Here is an 18786-nt window from a genome sequence, read left to right as displayed (position 1 = left end):
CTTTACTTAAGAAATATAGCTTTCTATTTAATTAATGTCATTTTGTAAAATCTAAACATGTTCATTAAATTTGCGTGTTCATTGGCACTGAACACACTGTTTTATTGAACAAGATTTATTCACTAAGTATTCTAAAAATGATTATATTCACAACATAGTATAGCTTTAAAACACATATATTACGAGAAGAAAATGGAAGAAAACAGATAGAAATTAAATCAAATCCTTACCCAATTTTGTCTTTTCGGGTACATATCAATTATAATATGTACCCAAAATAAAACTTTTGGGTACACATCATCTATAACAGATTAATCAGCCTCAGCTAAATACTTAAACTCACTAAAATCTCCATAAGCTTTAGACTTATTACTGCTAGATACAGCATACAATCCTAAGTAAACACCCGTAAAGCCACCGGCTGTTTCAGAGCTCAGGTACCTCACATTCATCTTTCCTAATGGCTTGAAGTTCTTGCCATCTGTGGCGTAGAAGAATGAATAAAGCTCTTTGCTTCCTTTGACTTGCAACGTGATTTTGCCTTTTGGCACTGCTATTTCACATTCTGTGTGGTTCAATTCGCCCATACGATACTGCAATACCACTGTTTGTTTGCCTTCGGATGCTTGCTTAAGGTATAAATCGTAATGCGCATCGTTGTTCATGAATACGGTCAATCCGGCTTTATCGCCGGGTTGTGCATTGTTTAGTGTCAGCATGGTTTCTGCTGTAAAGTTTATATGCTCTTGTCTGCGCCCTACAAAAGTGGGGGAATCGGTATCATCTAATGAGATTGGAGTTGCTTTAAGGCGCAAGGCTCCTTTCTTCTCCTTTAATGAGTAGTTTTCCATAAAAGGGTTGCGCAGATAGTTCCATTCAAAACCTAAGCCTGATTCTTTGAAATCTGTAATACCCGACTTTTCTTTAACTGAGTACAAAGGCAAAGTGGGTACATTCATATCCAAATTGACTGTTCCATCTCCATTGACCACTGGCCAGGCTTCTTTGTCCCATCTCACCGGAGCAAGGAATGTTTCACGTCCCAACACATGGTGCAAAGCGCTTTGCGGACGAAATGCGAGAAAAACAATCCACCAGGAACCATCATGGGCCTGAATAATATCTGCATGTCCGGTTCCTTGAATGGGATTGGACTGCGCATTCATATTGATATGGGTCAGAATTGGATTGGCTGGATTCGACTGGTACGGACCATCAATATTCCGGCTTCGTGCAATGGTTACTTTATGTCCGTATTCAGTACCTCCCTCTGCTATAAGAAGATAGTACCATCCATCTTTTTTGTATATGTGCGGAGCTTCGGGATAACGGCCACCTGTTCCGGTCCAGATAACTTTGCTTTGTGTAAGCTGTTCACCGGTTTTGGGATTTATTTCACATAAACAGATTGAGTTGTTGGGGTTTGAGGTCATGTAACATTTGCCGTCTTCAAAGTAAAGCGAAGGATCTATGCCCTGTTGTTTCAGCCATACAGGTTCCGACCACTCTCCTGCCGGATTGGTTGTATATACGATGAAGTTTCCTTTGGATGACACATTTGTTGTGATCATATAAAAGGTTCCTTCATTATATCGAATAGTTGGTGCATATATACCTCCTGATAACCAGCATTTATTTAACGATAACTGTGAAGGACGTGTAAGGCAATGTCCTATCTGCTCCCAATTTACCAAGTCTTTGCTATGAAAGACGGGCACTCCGGGGAAATAGGCAAAGCTACTGGTTACCAGATAATAGTCGTCTCCTACCCTGCAGACACTTGGATCGGGATGAAAGCCTGAAATAACGGGATTTTTATATCCTGCCGGAGTACTTCCCCAGCATGTACTTGCAATTACTAATAATAACAATAAAACTTTTTTCATAGTTATAGCATTTATTTCGTGTTTACATTTATAACGAAACAAAGCTAGAACTTATTTATCTGAAAAAGAAAGGTCGCAAGGTATAAAAAAGGCTATTATGTTTCGGATATAGGGCTAATATGTTTCAAACAGGTTTATTTCTTAAGATAGAACTCTGGTGTTATATTTGATACTTTATAAACTGAATCGTGACGTAGACTAAGCTCTCCTAAAATAAGCAAAGCAGATTTGAGTTCTATTTTCAGCAAAGCAGAATAACGGGATTTCGGTATAGTGTCTGACTGAGTAAGACCGGCCTTCTTTATTTGTGCAGTTAATAATGAGTCCCGATTAAAGCTGTAAAGCATTGCGCCTTTTTCTGAATATAAATCTAGTGAGTTATCTTCGTTAATGAAATACATACCGTCTGAGGTTTTATAGTCGTAAATTTTATTCAGAGAACGATATCCTTGCAATGAAACTGGTTCCAATAATTGTATATCAAAATATGTGGTAGGTGGCGCAACTTCTACCTGAGGTCTGTTACTTTGAGAGATCCGTTCTATGTCAAGCGCTCTTATACCGGGTATATAAGTTACTACTCCAAACAGCAGAATGGCAAGCAACATTACATACAGATAACGACCGGTTCGTTTGGTAAGAAACAGAATTGCGGTCAAAGATATCACTAGTCCGGCTATTAGCAAGTACACTCGCTCTTCGGTAAATCCGTATTGATTAATTCTGTATATGGTAGCTATCCAGAACATGATATATGCAGGAAACACAATAAAGCTGGCTTTGTTATAAAACCATTTATAGGGACATTTATTTGCTAGCAGCACACATCCTTTAAGGAAAAACAGACCGATAGAAAATGCCAGAACAATGGCTGCAACACCTCCCTTAGGAAGCGACCACACAAATGCTATCTTGATAAAATAGAGATAAAGTATGACTGTGTAGATTAGTAATACCGGAGATAATACATAATTGAGCAATATATCTGTAAGCTTATTAGCTATTATCTTATCTGATTTATCGTAATGAAAATAGATGAATAAGGATGGAAAGATAACCATACTTACAAAATACCCCGAATAATGAAAGTATCGGGAATCTCCGGACTTCCATATTTCAAATATATATTGAATAGAAAAATAGACAGACGTAAGCAATGCATAGGTTATTCCGGATAATACAAATGCATAAAGCAATGAGCGTAACAATTGCAAGACGCTATCCATGAAAGAAGCATTTTCTTTCTGCCACCCTGAAGCCAGATAGGTTCCGGTGAGAACTCCAATAGTTACAAACAAAAAGAGCTCTTCACTTTCCGGCTTATGGAGCCACAGCAATGGAATAATTAATAGTAAACACCCGTAATATATCCACCGTATCTGTTTTTTATCGGCAAATTTATTCAGCGTATACGCTATAATCATCAGCATTGGGAAATAGTAATAAAGTGATTCTCCCAGCTTTATCACTTTTTCGAACAACAAAACATTGATTACGTAGCAGATTAGTGCAATAAGTAATTCTACCGGATTAGAGCGTACTGCCTCATGCCACTTAGACAAAATGTTTCTCATAGACTTTTTCATAATACAGCGTGTTATTTCTATTGTGTTTAAATACGAAGTAACGAATAATTATACAGAAAACAATAAAATTCTTCACATTTAACACAATAGACGTTGCTTATAAGATGATGAATAACATCACCTTTGTCGCTTCACATATTCTGACGGAGATACTCCATATTCGTCTTTAAAGCATTGTCTGAAGTACACTACATTATTGAATCCTACTTTATATGCTATTTCCGAAATCTTGCTTTCTCCCTCCAAAAGTAATTTTACAGCATTCTGCAACTTCACTTTGCGAATGTATTCATTGGTAGACATGTTAGTCAATGCTTTCATTTTACGATAGAGTGTAGAAGCACTCATACACATTTTATCGGAAAGGTAAGTTACATCTATTTTATCGGAACTAAGATCTGCCTCGATATATTGAGTAACTTTATTGATAAATTCATTATCTAATTTATTTAATGTATTGCTTACCGGTTCTTGCTTTATAACGATGTTTTTATTCCCGGAAAACAGCACAGCCAGTTGCTTTCTCGATTCCAACAGGTTATTAACTCTACTCCGCAACAAACTGGCACTAAATGGTTTGGTTAAATATGAGTCAGCTCCTACGGTGTAACCATATTCTTTATCCTGCATAGAATCTTTAGCAGTAAGTAAAATGATGGGGATATGACTGGTACACACATCTTGTTTCAGCTTCTTACATAACTCAACACCATCCATTCCCGGCATCATAATGTCACTGATAACAAGGTCCGGAATAATAGTGAGAGCTTTTTCCAAACCTTTTCTTCCATCTTCGGCAGTTACTACTTCAAAATCTTCAGAAAAAGTATCACTTATGTATTCACGGATATCCTGATTATCTTCAACTACCAAGAGTATTTGTTTTTCTGTATTAAAGTCTTCTTCTGCAGCTTCTTCCACGGCTTCTGCAACTTCCGGTTCTTCTTCTACTTCCGGCTCATCTGTACGCAAGGCATTTGGATATGTGTTATTAGTCTGGAGTCTGACGAAAAAATCGCTTCCTTTACCCACTGTACTTTCTACCCATATTTCTCCCTGGTGCAATGTAGCAAGATTCTTCACTAAAGCTAGTCCGATTCCTGTACCCGAAGCTTGATGCTTACTATTTACCTGATAATAACTTTCGAAAATACGGGATAAGGCTTCAGCCTCTATTCCATGTCCGGTATCGCTGACCTTTATTTCGGTATATTCCACTTCATCTTTAACTGTTGAGTATAAAGATATGATTATAGAGCCTTTTTCAGTATATTTAATGGCATTCGATATAAAGTTGTCGAGGATAATGGTAATAACCTCCCTATCGAACATCAGCTGCATATCCTCTTTCTCTATAACGACATTAAACTCAACATCTGGATTACGATTCAGTTCCTTATATTTGAGTCCAATCTCCTGAATTAGTTTTGCTATGTTATTTCTGGATACACATAGTTTGCGGTTCTGGGTTTCTGTCTTTCTGAATTCTAGTATCTGATTGATCAGATTCAACAGACGAATAGCACTTTGATGTATAACAGAAATCTTGCGAAGCTGTCTGGTTTGAAGAGATTTTTCTTTCATCAGATCTTCAAGCGGACCTAAAATAAGGGTTAAAGGAGTACGTAATTCATGCGTGATATTGGTATAAAATCGCAATCGTTCGTTATTAAGTTCCTGTTCCTGTTCATGCTTCTTTCTCTCCATTTGGTAGGAACTTCTCCAGCTAATTCTTCTTTTATAGGCATATAAGGAAATATAAACCAATGTGATAAAGAGTATAAAATAGAGAGACTTTGCCCACCAGGTAAGCCAGAAAGGAGGTGCTATGTGAATAAATACAGAGATAGCCTCATTACTCCAATCCTGATTATGAAGGCGTGCTTTTATCTGGAATTCATAATCTCCGGGAGCCACATCTAGGAAAGTAACACTGTTGTGTCCTTCCTCTAATGTATACCAGGAATCATTTACCCCCTTAAGTATATAAGTGTACTCTACCTGATTGTTCAATGAATAGTCCAGTTCATTAAAAGCAATGCTGAAACTGTTTTGTTTATAATTTAGATCTATATGTTTATTGCCTCCCAAAGGGATAACCTTTTCATCATGCTCCAGGGTGGAAAGCTTATTGTATATTTTCACCTCCGAAATAACCGGATGAGGATATTCTCTGCCATCAGTAAACTGTTCAGGATTGAAGTAACAAACTCCACCCAAAGAACCAAAATAGATGAATCCGTCTTTGTCTTTTGTAATAGATCCACTCATGAAATTACCTGCAGGAATGCCATCTGAGATATCGTAATTCTCGAATTTGTTCTTTGCTTCGGAATATTTACTGAGTCCCTTATTGGTACTAATCCAGATATTCTTTTTATTATCTTCAGTAATGGCTCTGATATGGCTATTGACAAGTCCGTCACTTCTTTTAAATGTTCTATAATTATAATTGCTTATAGACGGAAACAGAACCAAGCCATCTCCTGTAGCCACCCAGATTCTATTTCGTGAATCTCTGAATATGTAATTGATTGTATTTGAGCAGAAACCGGAATAATCATCAAACTTCTTCAGAAGTTTCATCTTTGGGGAATAAATCCCAAGACCGTTTCCAAACGTACCAATCCACATCCGTCCTTTAGAATCCTGAAAGATGCTTCTTACCAAATCACCCTGAAGTCCGCTGTTCTTTGAATTATAAGCAGTTATTTTCTGCTGATCCTGCAAATTGATGCAGTAAATACCCTCACTGCTTCCAATCCAGAGATTATGATGTAAGTCCTCGAAGAAGCAACGAATATCCAGTCTGCTTTTTCCTCCCAGAACAACTTGCTTGAACTGCTTACTCTTGTTGTTATAACAGTTAACACCTCCAAGATAAGTTCCAATCCAGATATTATTCTGAGAATCATTGAACATGGACAATACAGCATTGTCACTCAATTGTCCGCTCTCTTTATTATAAATGGCTATACGTTTCCCTTTCTCAAAAACATTAATACCTCCGCCATCGGTTCCAATCCATGTTTTACCTTGTCTGTCGGTACACATTCCCCAGGCCACCTTATAGCTAAGCTTACTGTTTTTACCTAGTACAGGATTGTAGCTTAAAGTATTAAATAAAGGAGGATTATTGCTTATAAAATTAATGCCGCCGCCATAGGTACCAATCCAGATGTTATGGAACGAGTCCTGAAAAATACTGCGAACTGTTGAAGCGGATAGCTGGTATTCATCATCTCCGGAAGATATATGCCTAAAGCTTACCTTATCTGCTGACATGATAGAGAGTTGGCGAATATCGAGAATAAAGATGCCTTCAAATTCTGTAGCTATCCATAACTGGTTGCTATTTATTTGCTGAATGGAGTAGATGGAACTTAGTTTGGGGGCAAAGAATGCTGAATTGTTATTTCTAAAGACCGTAAAATTGTTCCTATCCGGATTAAATAAAGCCAATCCGCTATTTGTACCTACCCAGATATTATTATTACTATCTCTGAAAATGCATCTTACTTCATTACCGGGAATACTTGTGGGGTCCTGAGGATTATTCTTGAAATTCCGGACTCTTTTATTTCTCAATGAAAGGATACTTAAACCTTCATTTACATGACCTATAAAGAGGTTACGGTCATTGTCTTCCATAACGGTCCACACATTTTCATTTGTCAGTCCTGACAATGTGGATTTATTATAATGGGTAAACTTTTTGGTTTTCTTATCGAAATAATCTACTCCACGATAGTAAGTGCTGATCCATAAGTTACCATCGGCAGCGTTGGTTACAGAGGTTACATCGTTTGTTATAAGACTATTCTTGTCTGCCGGATTCTTTTTATAAACGGTAAATGTGTTATTATTATAATTATAAGCATTCAGACCGGAGCGTTGGGTTGCAATCCAGATAATGCTATCTACCTTATCGGCATAAACACGATTCAATTCATTGCCACTGATGCTTGGAGATTGTGTGGAGTATTTATAATAATTAATAAAGCGGGAACCGTTAAACTTGTTCAGTCCCTCTTCTGTAGCAAACCAAAGAAAACCTAATTTATCTTGGGTAATACTTACCACATTATTGTTTGATAAACCTAGTTCGACCCCTAAACGTTTTATGGAATAGGGTTGAGCGGCAGAAATTGTTGGCAAGCTTACCAAAATTAGATATAGAATTTGTATCAGTCTGTTTTTCATATATTTCGAATCATTAGACTTCACAAAAATAGCAATAAAATCTATCAAAATAGAACAATAAATCGTGCATTGCACGATTTACAATCTATCAATGCACGATTTTTTATATATCGATTTATTCGCCTGATCTATATTTGCCGCAAAACAACTAAGAGTTAAATCTTAAATTAATGTATTATGAACAAAAAACAGCTAACTGGCTTAATGTCATCTTTCTTGCTGTCCTGCTTCTTGGTGGGTTGCAGTAGTGACGATTTTAAAGATGTAGATGGAAAGGCACCTACTATTGAATTAGTAACTGATCACATCCAGAGCGAAGTAGGCAGAGCATTTAAAATCTCTGGTACGATTACCGACAACGATGGTATTCAAAGCATTCGCTTACAGAATGAAGAATTAGATTTGGATAAAACGATTGATTTATCTGATATTTATGAAAAAACACTTACCTCCTATGATTTAGATTATTCATTTAAAACTCCTTCTACTTTAACAGGGGATAACTTTGCAATTAGAGTTACTGTTACAGATTTAGGAGGTCGTAGTACAGAACAAACTATCCTGCTTACAATGGATGGCGACTTCACAAATCCTACATTTACTACAGTACCTGATGCTAACATTACAGTGTTGATTAAGAGTCAAACAAAACTTAATCTACGTTTCAGCGTACAAGACGATAAGGCTTTGGATCACATTAGTGTTTCAATTCCTTCATTGAATTATTCTAAAACAGTAGCTGTAACCGGCAAAACTTACAATTACAGTGATGTTGTAGTAATGCCATCGCAAGTTGGAACTTATGCATTATCAATTTCTGCAGTAGACAAGTTCAATTTGACTACTACTCAAAATTGTACTATCAATGTTTCCGAAATGCCTGATTTTGAGAAGATGTATCTGACAGATGTGGAAGATGCTGCTTTACTGAACAGTGATGTATTCGGTGTTCCTGTTTTAATTGATCATACCGGACCATATACTTATACAGCTCGTTACTATTCCGAAGCTGCAGGAAGTAAAGTTCGTTTCATTCCTCAAAAGACAGACTTCTCTCCTATCTGTTTCGGTGTTGATCCTGACAACGCTAATCTGTTGACTGATGATCCAGACGTATCTAAACCGATCGTTCTGCCTACCGGAAAAGAGTATTACGAAATTACTTTCAATGTAAAAACGGGAGAGTATAGTTACAAAACTTATGTACCAGCAAATCCATTACCTCAGGCTATAGGATCTGATTATTATCTGGACCCTGCACAACCTCAGTATATTATTCCATTCCAGATTGGTTTGGTTGGTAAAGGTTTACCTGGCAATGATTCATGGAGTCCTTCTAACATTACTCCTCTAAATCAGGATAAGGATAATCCGTATTTGTTCTCTACAACAATGAGCTTAACAGCCGGTACAAAGATGGAATTCATTATCCACAACAAACACGATTGGGGCTGGTGGGATTACTGCTTCTGGAGATTCGACAGCAAAACTGATATTGAAAAGTGTGTATGGAAAGGTGGAGATAATGCAAGCATTACAATCAAAACAACAGGCAATTACATGTTTAAGTTTGATGCTCATTTGAAGCGTGCTAAATTTTATCCTATTAACTAATTGAAAACACAATTAAAATGAAAAAGTATTTATTTATCATACTATCAGTCATATCAATGAGTGTTTACGCTCAGAAAATGACAGTGACAGGAAAGGTTACTTCTGTCAAAGATAAAGAGCCCATTATTGGAGTTACTGTTTTAGTCAAAGGAACCAATCAGGGAACAATGACCGATTTGGAGGGAAATTATTCCTTATCAAATGTTTCTGGTAATGCTACTATCATTTATTCGATGGTAGGTTTCAAAAAACAGACTGCTAATGTAAATGGGAAAGCGGTAATCAATGTTAGTCTTGACGAAGATGTTTCTGTACTTGATGAAGTTGTTGTAGTTGGTTATGGTGCTGTTAAAAAGAGCGACCTTACCAGTTCTATCTCAACTGTAAAAGGAGAAGATATAAAGACTTTGTCGAGCGGTAACGCCATGAACGCCCTTCAGGGAAAGATTAATGGTGTGCAGATTTCAAGCAGTGGTGGTCCTGGTGATGCTCCTCGTGTAATTATTCGTGGTGTTACCACAACAAATGGATCGGACCCTCTATATGTAGTAGACGGAATGCCGGTAGGAACTAACATTAATTTCTTAAGTCAGAATGATATTGAAAGCATTGAAGTATTGAAAGATGCTTCGGCTGCAGCTATCTATGGTACTCGTGGTTCTAATGGTGTTATACTTGTAACTACTAAAAAAGGAAAAGCCGGTAAAACTCAATTCCAGATAAATACTTCTGTAGGTTTGCAGACTATTGCTGATCCTAAAATGGCTAATGCCAGTGAATATGAAAAAGTATTCAAGGCTCGTTACACTAATGATGGCAGTACTCCTATCTGGAACACTCCGGAAGGTTCAACAGGAACTGACTGGTGGAACCAAGTGGTTAATAAGACTGCTTTAATCCAGAATTACAATATTAGTTTTCAAGGTGGTACTGATAAATATACGTTCAGCGGTAGTGTAGGTTATTTCAAACAAAACTCTCAGTTTGATACTGGTTTCTGGGATAAGCTGACTGCTCGTTTCAATACTGAATACAAATTCAATAATGTAGTTAAGACAGGTATTGATTTAGCTCCTAAATTAGAACGTTGGGACGATACTCCATCCGGATTATTTAGTTCTGCAATGAGAATGGACCCTACTACACCTGTATACCGTCCTGAGGAAGCATGGGTAGATAACAAATACAATAACTATCAGCGTTCTTACAACAACCAGGTTTGGAACCCAGCCGGTTCATTGGCCAGACAAAACTATTCAAGTGATGAATATGGTTTGTTAATGACTCCATATATTTCTGTAGAACCTATCAAAGGTTTGACTTTACGTTCACAATTTGGTGTAAACGCTACTTTCCGTATCTCTGATACCTTTATTCCTAAATTCTATATTGATAATCTGGAACAACAGGAATTAAGTTATGTAGAACGCAAATTCAATACTCAGGTTGACTGGAACTGGACAAATACTGCCAATTATATGACTACCATCAATAAAAAGCATAATATTAATGCAATGGTGGGTTATACAATGGAAAAATTCTCTAACTACTGGCTAACAGGTTCTCGTGAGAACACAGCAAGTAACATCATTGAATTGCAACAGGTAAATGCCGGTACACAAAGTCAAAAGGCTAGCGGTACGGATCAATATACTACATTGCTTTCATATCTTGGACGTGCAATGTATAACTATGATAACAGATACTATCTAACAGCATCTGTACGTGTTGATGGTTCTTCTCGCTTCCCTAAAGGAAGTAAATATGCCACATTCCCTGCTGTATCTGCTGCATGGAGAGTGTCGGGCGAAGATTTCATGAAAGATCAGGAATTTATCAACAACCTGAAGTTCCGTCTTGGATGGGGACGTGTTGGTAATCAAAATATTGCAAACTCTGCTTATCTTACATTAATGGGCAATGCCGATTATGTACTTGGTGGCAATCGTATTATTGGTAGTGCAGTTAGCTCTGTAGGTAATACTTCTCTGCGTTGGGAAACTGTAGAAGACCACAATATTGGTCTTGATATGAGCATTCTTAATAATCGTTTGAGTATGACCGTTGATCTTTTCCAAAAGAAATCGACCGACATGCTTTTGCAAAAGGAAAACTTATTGATTTTGGGTTACCCAGACTGGAATAGCCGTGTATGGACAAATGTTGGTAGTATGAAAGCTACCGGATGGGAAGTTTCATTAAACTGGAATGATAAGAAAGGCGACTTCAGCTATGACCTTGGCGTTAATCTGTCTTCTGTAAAAAACAAGATTATTAAACTTACAGGACAAGCTCCTCTTTATACTAAAGAACTGAACTCAGGAAACTACATTATTCGTAATGAAGAAGGTGGAGATCTAAGTGGTTTCTACGGATATACTTGTGACGGTATTTTCCAGAACAAAGCAGAGGTTAATGCTCATACCGACGAACATGGTACATTGATACAACCTTATGCAAAACCAGGAGATCTTATCTTCAGAGACAGAAATCATGATGGTGTGCTGAATGCAGATGATAAAACTTTCATCGGTAATCCATTCCCGGATTTAATGTTAGGTTTCAACACTCGTTTAGGATATAAGAACTTTGATCTTGTTGCTAACTTCTATGGTACATTTGGTAATGACATCTTCAATACTACCAAATCACTTTATGCAGGTACATCCGGTTCAAACGTATATGCAGGAACTTATGATAAGGTTTGGCGCGAAGACAATACAGGAGCATCGATTCCACGTCTTTCTGTAAACGACCTTAACAACAACTACACAACTGTATCCAGTTTCTTTGTAGAAGATGGTTCATATTTCCGCTGCAAATTACTGCAACTTGGTTACACTTTACCTAAGAACATGATAAAAGGTCTTGGTGTAAGAGTTTCTCTTTCTGCTCAGAACTTGTTTACCATCACAAACTACTCAGGTATGGATCCTGAACGTGCTGCAATGGGTGGTGTTACAGAATCTGGTGTTGATAATATCGGTTATCCGAATCCAAGAACATTCTTGCTTGGAGTTAATTTGAACTTTTAATTGATACTAAAATGAAAAGATCTATTATAGCTTTATCATTGTCTGCTTTACTGACAGCAGGCCTTAGCAGTTGTTCCGACTTTTTGGAACAACCTGTATTGGGACAGGAAAACCTGGACACATATTTCCAAAGTGAAACTGATTGTACAAAGGCAATTACCGGTTGTTACCAATCTATTTTTTACGATGACTGGTGGCAGATTGCAAAATTCTGGAACCTTACAGGTATGTGTACCGATGATATGTGGATGGGTAACACTTCACAGGATCAGGGAGACTATCTTTCACTGGCTCATTACACCAGCGGTGGTTCCAGTAACGGAGCTGCTCAGAACTTCTGGCAATTTCGCTACAAAGGCATTTATCGTTGCAATGTAGCTATTAACCACATACCCGATGCTCCTATTGCTAATACAGAACTACAAAAGCGATTGATTGGCGAAGCTAAATTCCTTCGTGGTTACTTTTACTTTGACTTAGCAAGAAACTTTGGCGGATTGCCACTTATATTGAATGAAGCAATGCCTTCTGATATTAAAGGTATTACCCGCAGTAGCTTGGCTGACACTTATGCTCAGGTGGAGAAAGATTTGAAAGATGCTATTGAAGTTCTGCCAAAACGTAGTGCTTTAAGTTCTTCTGATTTGGGTAGAGCTACCAAAGGTGCTGCTCAGGGCTATTTAGCAAAAGTTTATCTGTATCAGGAAAAATATGCTGAGGCTGAAGCTTTGTTGAAGGATATTATTGCTTCTGGTGAATATGAATTATTAAGCGATTTCGGTAAAGTTTGGGCTATTGAATCCAACAACAGCAAAGAGGGACTTTTCGAGGTACAGTATACATACGATGCAACTTATGGTCTTGGAGCTTCTCTTCCAATTGTCAGCGGATCACGTGACGACTCAGGATGGTCATGGGGATTACCTACAGCTAATCTTGAAAAGGCATTTATTGATGCTGGTGATAATGTTCGTTTAAAATGGACTATCATCAAACATGGTGCTACAGAGATAGCTGGTGAAGATAATTTTGCAGGACTATTGGCTGGATACTCTGAAGCTATAAAGAGTACTTATCCAAATATATTCGTTGCTTCTCCGGGAAATCATAAATCAGCTCGCGTAAGCCGTAAATTTTATATCCCTGTAAACCAGCGTCCGGCTACATTTAACAAAGGATATATTCCACAAAACCATCGTCTGCTTCGTTATGCCGACATCTTATTGATGTATGCCGAAGTAGAAAATGCACTTGGAAAAGATGGCGAAGCACTTATTTATCTGAACAAGGTGCGTAACCGTGTACAATTGCCTGATCTGACTCTTACAGGTAACAAACTTCGTGATGCTATTCGCACTGAACGCCGTTTAGAACTTGCACTGGAAGGTGAACGTCTTTATGATATTCGTCGTTGGAAAGGTGATGATAACAAACCTTTGGTATGTAGTATTATGGGACCAAACGGTTCTTTTGTAAAAGCTAATACAAATCAGGCTACTGCCGATCCTTTTGAATGGGCTAACCAGAAAGAAAATAGCAATAAAGGTTATTATTTCGATGAAAAGCGTGACTTGCTTTTCCCAATTCCTATTTCAGAAGTAACTATGTCTGAAGGAACTATTGAACAAAATCCGGGTTATTAATTAATAATAAGGGTGTAAACTAAGATTGTTTTTATTTCACAAAAATGCTCCTTTCTCTGGAGAAAGGAGCATTTTTTAACTAACGAAATAATATGAAAATGAATATATTACTTTTAATAGGTATGTTCTCATTAGCTTCATGTGGAGACAGTGGGGTTGATTCGCCTCCGAAAGATGATGTTAATGTAGACATAACAAAGAATGTGACTATTGATGCCACTGTTACTTATCAAACGATAGATGGTTTTGCTGCCTCTGATTGCTGGGTTCCTAATTATATTGGAAAATATTGGAATAATGACGAGAAAGAGGCTATTGCAAATCTTCTTTTTTCAAAGGAGATAAAAAACGGGGCTCCGCAAGGAATTGGTCTGTCTATGTGGCGCTTTAATCTAGGTGGCGGAACAGCAGAACAAGGTAGCAGTAGTGACATTACAGATAAATCTCGCAGAGCAGAATGCTTCCTGCAACAAGATGGAACGCTAGACTGGAGCCATCATCAGGGACAGCAATACTTTTTAGAAAAAGCTAAGAGTTTGGGATGCGAATCTTTTGTTATGTTCAGCAATACTCCTCCTGTAAACTATACTGTAAATGGTAAAGGTTATTCTGCAAAAGGAGCTTTTGCTAATTTGAAGGATGATTGTTATGACGATTTTGCCAAATACATGGCAAATGCTCTCTCCTACTTTAAAGAACAAAAAGGTATCAACTTTAATTATATCAGTCCTGTAAATGAACCTCAATACAATTGGGCTTCTCCTTCACAAGAAGGAAGCGGATGGCAAAACAGTGAAATTAAACGTCTGGCTGTTGAATTGGACAAAGCACTTACTGACAAGAACCTAAACACTAAAATTTTATTGGCCGAAGCCGGTGACTGGGAATATCTTTATAAAGTAAAGAATGATGCCGGACGCAGCGACGTTATACAGAATTTCTTTAATGAGGGTTCTGTAAATTATGTAGGAAATTTAACTCATGTAGCACCTATTATTGCAGGTCATAGCTATTGGACTGATACAAACTGGGCTACTATGTATGATGTTCGCAGTCAGGTAGCAACCGCTGCAAAATCTAAAAACCTGAAGGTTTATCAAACAGAATGGAGTATGATGAGTGATAACTATGAAGATTATCCGGGACACGATAATGCTTCTTATATGGACATTGCTCTCTGCATGGCTAAAGTTATTCATCACGATTTAGCTACAGCCAATGTATCTTCATGGTCATACTGGACTTCTCTGGATGTGGAACGTTGGGGACACAAAAACAGATTCTTATTAATAAAGACTACTCCAGCTGATGGAGCGTATGGAGATATTGAAAAAAGCGGTACTCATGAGGCAACAAAGACTTTATGGACTTTAGGTAATTACAGTTTATTTATTCGTCCAGGTTACCAGCGAGTGAATTTAACAGTACAGAATGCTTCAAATTCATTCTTTGGTTCTGCTTACCTCTCACCTCAAAAAGATAAATTGGTAGTAGTATACACTAATCTTACTACTAAAATAATTGGAGTAGATCTTTCGTTGAATGGATTATCCAAGAAGGCTTCTAGTGTGAAACAATACACAACTAATGCTTCATCTGATTTATCAGAAAAAGAATTAAGCTCTAATAACAGCTCTATTCAGCCAAAATCTGTTGTAACAGTTGTTTATGATTTTAAATAATATATGCGATGAATAGAATAACATCTTTTATACTCACCGTAATTCTTTTAATATCCTGTGCAGCTAATGTACAATCTCAATCGGGAGGAACATTCAAGGCTGGCAAGAATACATTCCTGCTGAACGACAAGCCTTTTGTTATTAAAGCAGCAGAGATACACTATCCGCGTATTCCCGATGCTTATTGGGAGCAACGCATTGAGATGTGTAAATCGCTTGGAATGAACACCCTTTGTCTGTATGTATTCTGGAATCTGCACGAACAGAATCCCGATGAGTTCGATTTTACAGGCAACAAAGATATTGCCCGCTTCTGCCGCTTGGCTCAGAAACATGGTATGTATGTCATTGTTCGTCCCGGTCCGTATGTATGTGCTGAGTGGGAAATGGGCGGACTACCCTGGTGGTTGCTCAAGAAGGACGTAAAGCTTCGTACGCTCGATACTTATTACATGGAGCGTGTGCGTAAGTTTATGAAGGAAATTGGCAAGCAGCTGGCTGATTTGCAGATTACCCGCGGTGGTAACATTATTATGGTTCAGGTAGAAAACGAATATGGTTCTTATGGCACTGACAAGCCTTATGTAAGTGCAATCAGAGACATCGTTCGTGAATCGGGCTTTACCGAAGTACCTTTGTTCCAGTGCGACTGGAGTTCTAATTTTACCAATAATGCGTTGGACGATTTGTTGTGGACTGTAAACTTCGGAACCGGTGCCAACATTGAGAGTCAGTTCAAAAAGCTGAAAAGCCTTCGTCCGGAATCTCCGCTGATGTGCAGTGAGTTCTGGTCGGGATGGTTCGACCACTGGGGACGTAAGCACGAAACCCGCGATGGTGCAACAATGGTAGCCGGCTTAAAGGATATGCTCGATCAGAATATCTCTTTCAGTCTGTACATGACTCACGGAGGAACCACCTTCGGTCATTGGGGAGGTGCCAACAATCCGGCATACTCTGCCATGTGTAGCTCTTATGATTACGATGCTCCGATCAGTGAAGCCGGATGGACAACACCTAAGTTCTGGCAGTTGCGTGAACTTCTTTCCAAATATGTAGCTCCGGGAGAGAAACTTGCTGATGTACCTGCAGCCTATCCGGTTATTGAAATTCCGGCAATCAAGTTCGAAGCTGCTGCTCCTTTGTTTGCAAACCTTCCTGCTCCTAAGAAGAGTGTGGATATCAAGCCAATGGAACAGTTCAATCAGGGATGGGGAACAATTCTGTATCGCACTACTTTGCCTAAAGTAAAAGCCGGAACAACCTTGCTTATTACTGAAATGCATGACTGGGCTCAGATCTTTGTCAATGGCAAACTGATTGGTCGCCTGGATCGCCGTCACGGTGAGAACAGCGTTACACTTCCTGCCTTGAAAGCGGGTGCCAGACTGGATATCCTGGTGGAAGCTATGGGACGTGTAAACTTCGATAAGTCTATCCACGACCGTAAAGGTATTACCGAAAAGGTAGAATTGCTTTTAAATGGCAATGCCGTTAACTTGAAAAACTGGACAGTCTACAACTTCCCGGTTGATTACAAATTTGTTCAGAATAAGAAATATACAGCAAAGGGCAAACAAACTATGCCTGCCTATTACCGTGCAACGTTCAATCTGAAAGAAACTGGAGATACCTTCCTTGATATGCAAACTTGGGGTAAAGGTATGGTTTGGGTAAACGGACATGCCATGGGAAGAATCTGGGAAATCGGTCCACAGCAAACACTTTACATGCCCGGTTGTTGGCTGAAGAAAGGTGAGAACGAGATTATTGTTCTCGACCTGAAAGGTCCTCAGCAAGCCATCGTGAAAGGTTTGAAAAAGCCAATCCTGGATATGCTTCGTGAAAAAGCTCCGGAAACCCACCGTAAGAGTGGTCAGAAGTTAGATCTTCAGAACGAAACAGCAGCAGCACAAGGAACGTTTACACTTCGTAACGGCTGGCAGGAAGTGAAGTTCGACAAGCAAGTGCAAGGACGCTATTTCTGTCTGGAAGGACTATCTTCTTTTGATGGCAGCAATATAGCTTCTGTTGCAGAGCTTCACGTATTGGGAGCCGATGGTCAGCCACTATCCCGTGAAAACTGGAAGATTCTTTATGCAGATAGTGAAGAGACCAGAAGTGGTAACCGCACTGCCGACAAGATATTCGACCTTCAGGAATCTACATTCTGGAGTGCAGTAGACAATGCAGCTTATCCTCATCAGGTTGTGATAGATCTTGGAAAGGATGCAGTCGTTACTGGCTTCAGATACCTGCCACGAGCAGAAAAAGGTTGCCCGGGAATGATTAAGGATTATAAAGTCTACGTTAAAGCCGGAGCTTTTAAATACTAACACAAACACAAAATCTAAACAAGGGGCAGAGGGAGATAATTCCTCTGCCTTTTTTTATGAAGATTTATTTACACAATGTTATAGCATTATTTACAGGCTTTTAAAGTTTAGATATTATTCAAATTATCAACCAAGTATTCTTTTAAAAACTGTTTTTCAGAAATATAGATCTTTGATTATCAGAGACAATAGCTGTTTAATGGTACCCAAAAAGTATTTGCCACCCTCAATTGTTTATGTAACAATATAATCTATTTTCTTTGTGAGCAGTTACTTAATAATTTACTTCCATTTCCAATCCAGCTCAACCTCCCACACAATACCCAGATTGCTGATCAGTTTGCTCAGATCATTTTTAAATACAGTATAATCAGGCATCTTGGAAGGAATAGCCATTGTTTCACCATTCTTCATTCTTATAAACAGATTATCCTTTATTTCATAGATGAATTCAATCTCGGTTAGCCTGACTTTCTCTTCTCCTGATTTATCTTTCGAAATTATAAATCCATCTTCGAATCCTATTTCAGTAATAACTCCAATTCTGTTTTTATAATTTTGCTGAATAAATTTCTCATAAAATATCTTATATCTCCACCGATAATAAAGAGGATAAAAGAAGAGGCAAACAGCTCCAGATATGAAAAAGTAATAAGCCAGAAACTTGTCTTCTTTTTGAAAAAATAATAGTCCAAGACCTAAAATGACCAATGTAGTCAGTACCCAACTCCGAATCCTTTTATTTTTCATTCGCTTGGATTTAGAAGCTGTAAAAAGCATAAATCTTAAAAAGTCATCCTT

At 38.2% G+C, this 18786-nt stretch carries 9 protein-coding genes; 5 read left to right on the top strand and 4 right to left on the bottom strand.

Annotation, left to right across the window (positions count from 1 at the left end; genetic code table 11):
- Positions 1–311 precede the first annotated feature (311 nt).
- The 3 genes from BUC21_RS08155 to BUC21_RS08145 all read right to left on the bottom strand — a co-directional run bounded on the left by BUC21_RS08155 (position 312) and on the right by BUC21_RS08145 (position 7675).
- Positions 312–1886: a glycoside hydrolase family 43 protein gene (locus BUC21_RS08155; RefSeq protein WP_073401088.1), complete on the bottom strand. Its 1575-nt coding sequence runs from the start codon at positions 1884–1886 to the stop codon at positions 312–314.
- 134 nt (positions 1887–2020) lie between these two features.
- On the bottom strand, positions 2021–3472 hold the full coding sequence (locus BUC21_RS08150; RefSeq protein WP_073401086.1) for a DUF4153 domain-containing protein: 1452 nt from the start codon (positions 3470–3472) through the stop codon (positions 2021–2023).
- Positions 3473–3589: 117 nt separating this feature from the next.
- Positions 3590–7675, bottom strand: coding sequence for a hybrid sensor histidine kinase/response regulator transcription factor (locus BUC21_RS08145; protein WP_073401083.1), 4086 nt, complete (start codon positions 7673–7675; stop codon positions 3590–3592).
- A 177-nt stretch (positions 7676–7852) separates the two neighbouring features.
- Between BUC21_RS08145 and BUC21_RS08140 the strand changes: the two genes are divergently transcribed.
- The 5 genes from BUC21_RS08140 (at position 7853) to BUC21_RS08120 (ending at position 17985) form a co-directional block, all read left to right on the top strand.
- Positions 7853–9289: a hypothetical protein gene (locus tag BUC21_RS08140; RefSeq protein ID WP_073401081.1), complete on the top strand. Its 1437-nt coding sequence runs from the start codon at positions 7853–7855 to the stop codon at positions 9287–9289.
- A 17-nt stretch (positions 9290–9306) separates the two neighbouring features.
- Positions 9307–12324, top strand: a complete 3018-nt coding sequence (locus BUC21_RS08135) for a SusC/RagA family TonB-linked outer membrane protein (protein WP_073401079.1) — start codon at positions 9307–9309, stop codon at positions 12322–12324.
- Between the two features lie 11 nt (positions 12325–12335).
- The gene (locus tag BUC21_RS08130) at positions 12336–13967 is read left to right on the top strand and encodes a RagB/SusD family nutrient uptake outer membrane protein (protein ID WP_073401077.1); all 1632 of its coding nucleotides are present in this window, start codon (positions 12336–12338) and stop codon (positions 13965–13967) included.
- Positions 13968–14059: 92 nt separating this feature from the next.
- A complete protein-coding gene (locus BUC21_RS08125; RefSeq protein ID WP_073401074.1) occupies positions 14060–15649 on the top strand; it encodes a glycoside hydrolase in 1590 nt (529 codons plus the stop codon).
- Between the two features lie 8 nt (positions 15650–15657).
- The gene (locus BUC21_RS08120) at positions 15658–17985 is read left to right on the top strand and encodes a beta-galactosidase (protein WP_073401072.1); all 2328 of its coding nucleotides are present in this window, start codon (positions 15658–15660) and stop codon (positions 17983–17985) included.
- A gap of 282 nt (positions 17986–18267) precedes the next feature.
- Here BUC21_RS08120 and BUC21_RS08115 read toward each other — a convergent pair whose 3' ends face one another.
- The gene (locus BUC21_RS08115) at positions 18268–18735 is read right to left on the bottom strand and encodes a hypothetical protein (protein WP_139261336.1); all 468 of its coding nucleotides are present in this window, start codon (positions 18733–18735) and stop codon (positions 18268–18270) included.
- Positions 18736–18786: the final 51 nt, after the last annotated feature.

It is taken from the genome of Bacteroides luti (assembly GCF_900128905.1).
Taxonomy (GTDB): Bacteria; Bacteroidota; Bacteroidia; order Bacteroidales; family Bacteroidaceae; genus Bacteroides; species Bacteroides luti.
The sequence above is the reverse complement of the archived record's forward strand: the minus strand, read 5'-3'. Positions and strand labels throughout refer to the sequence as shown.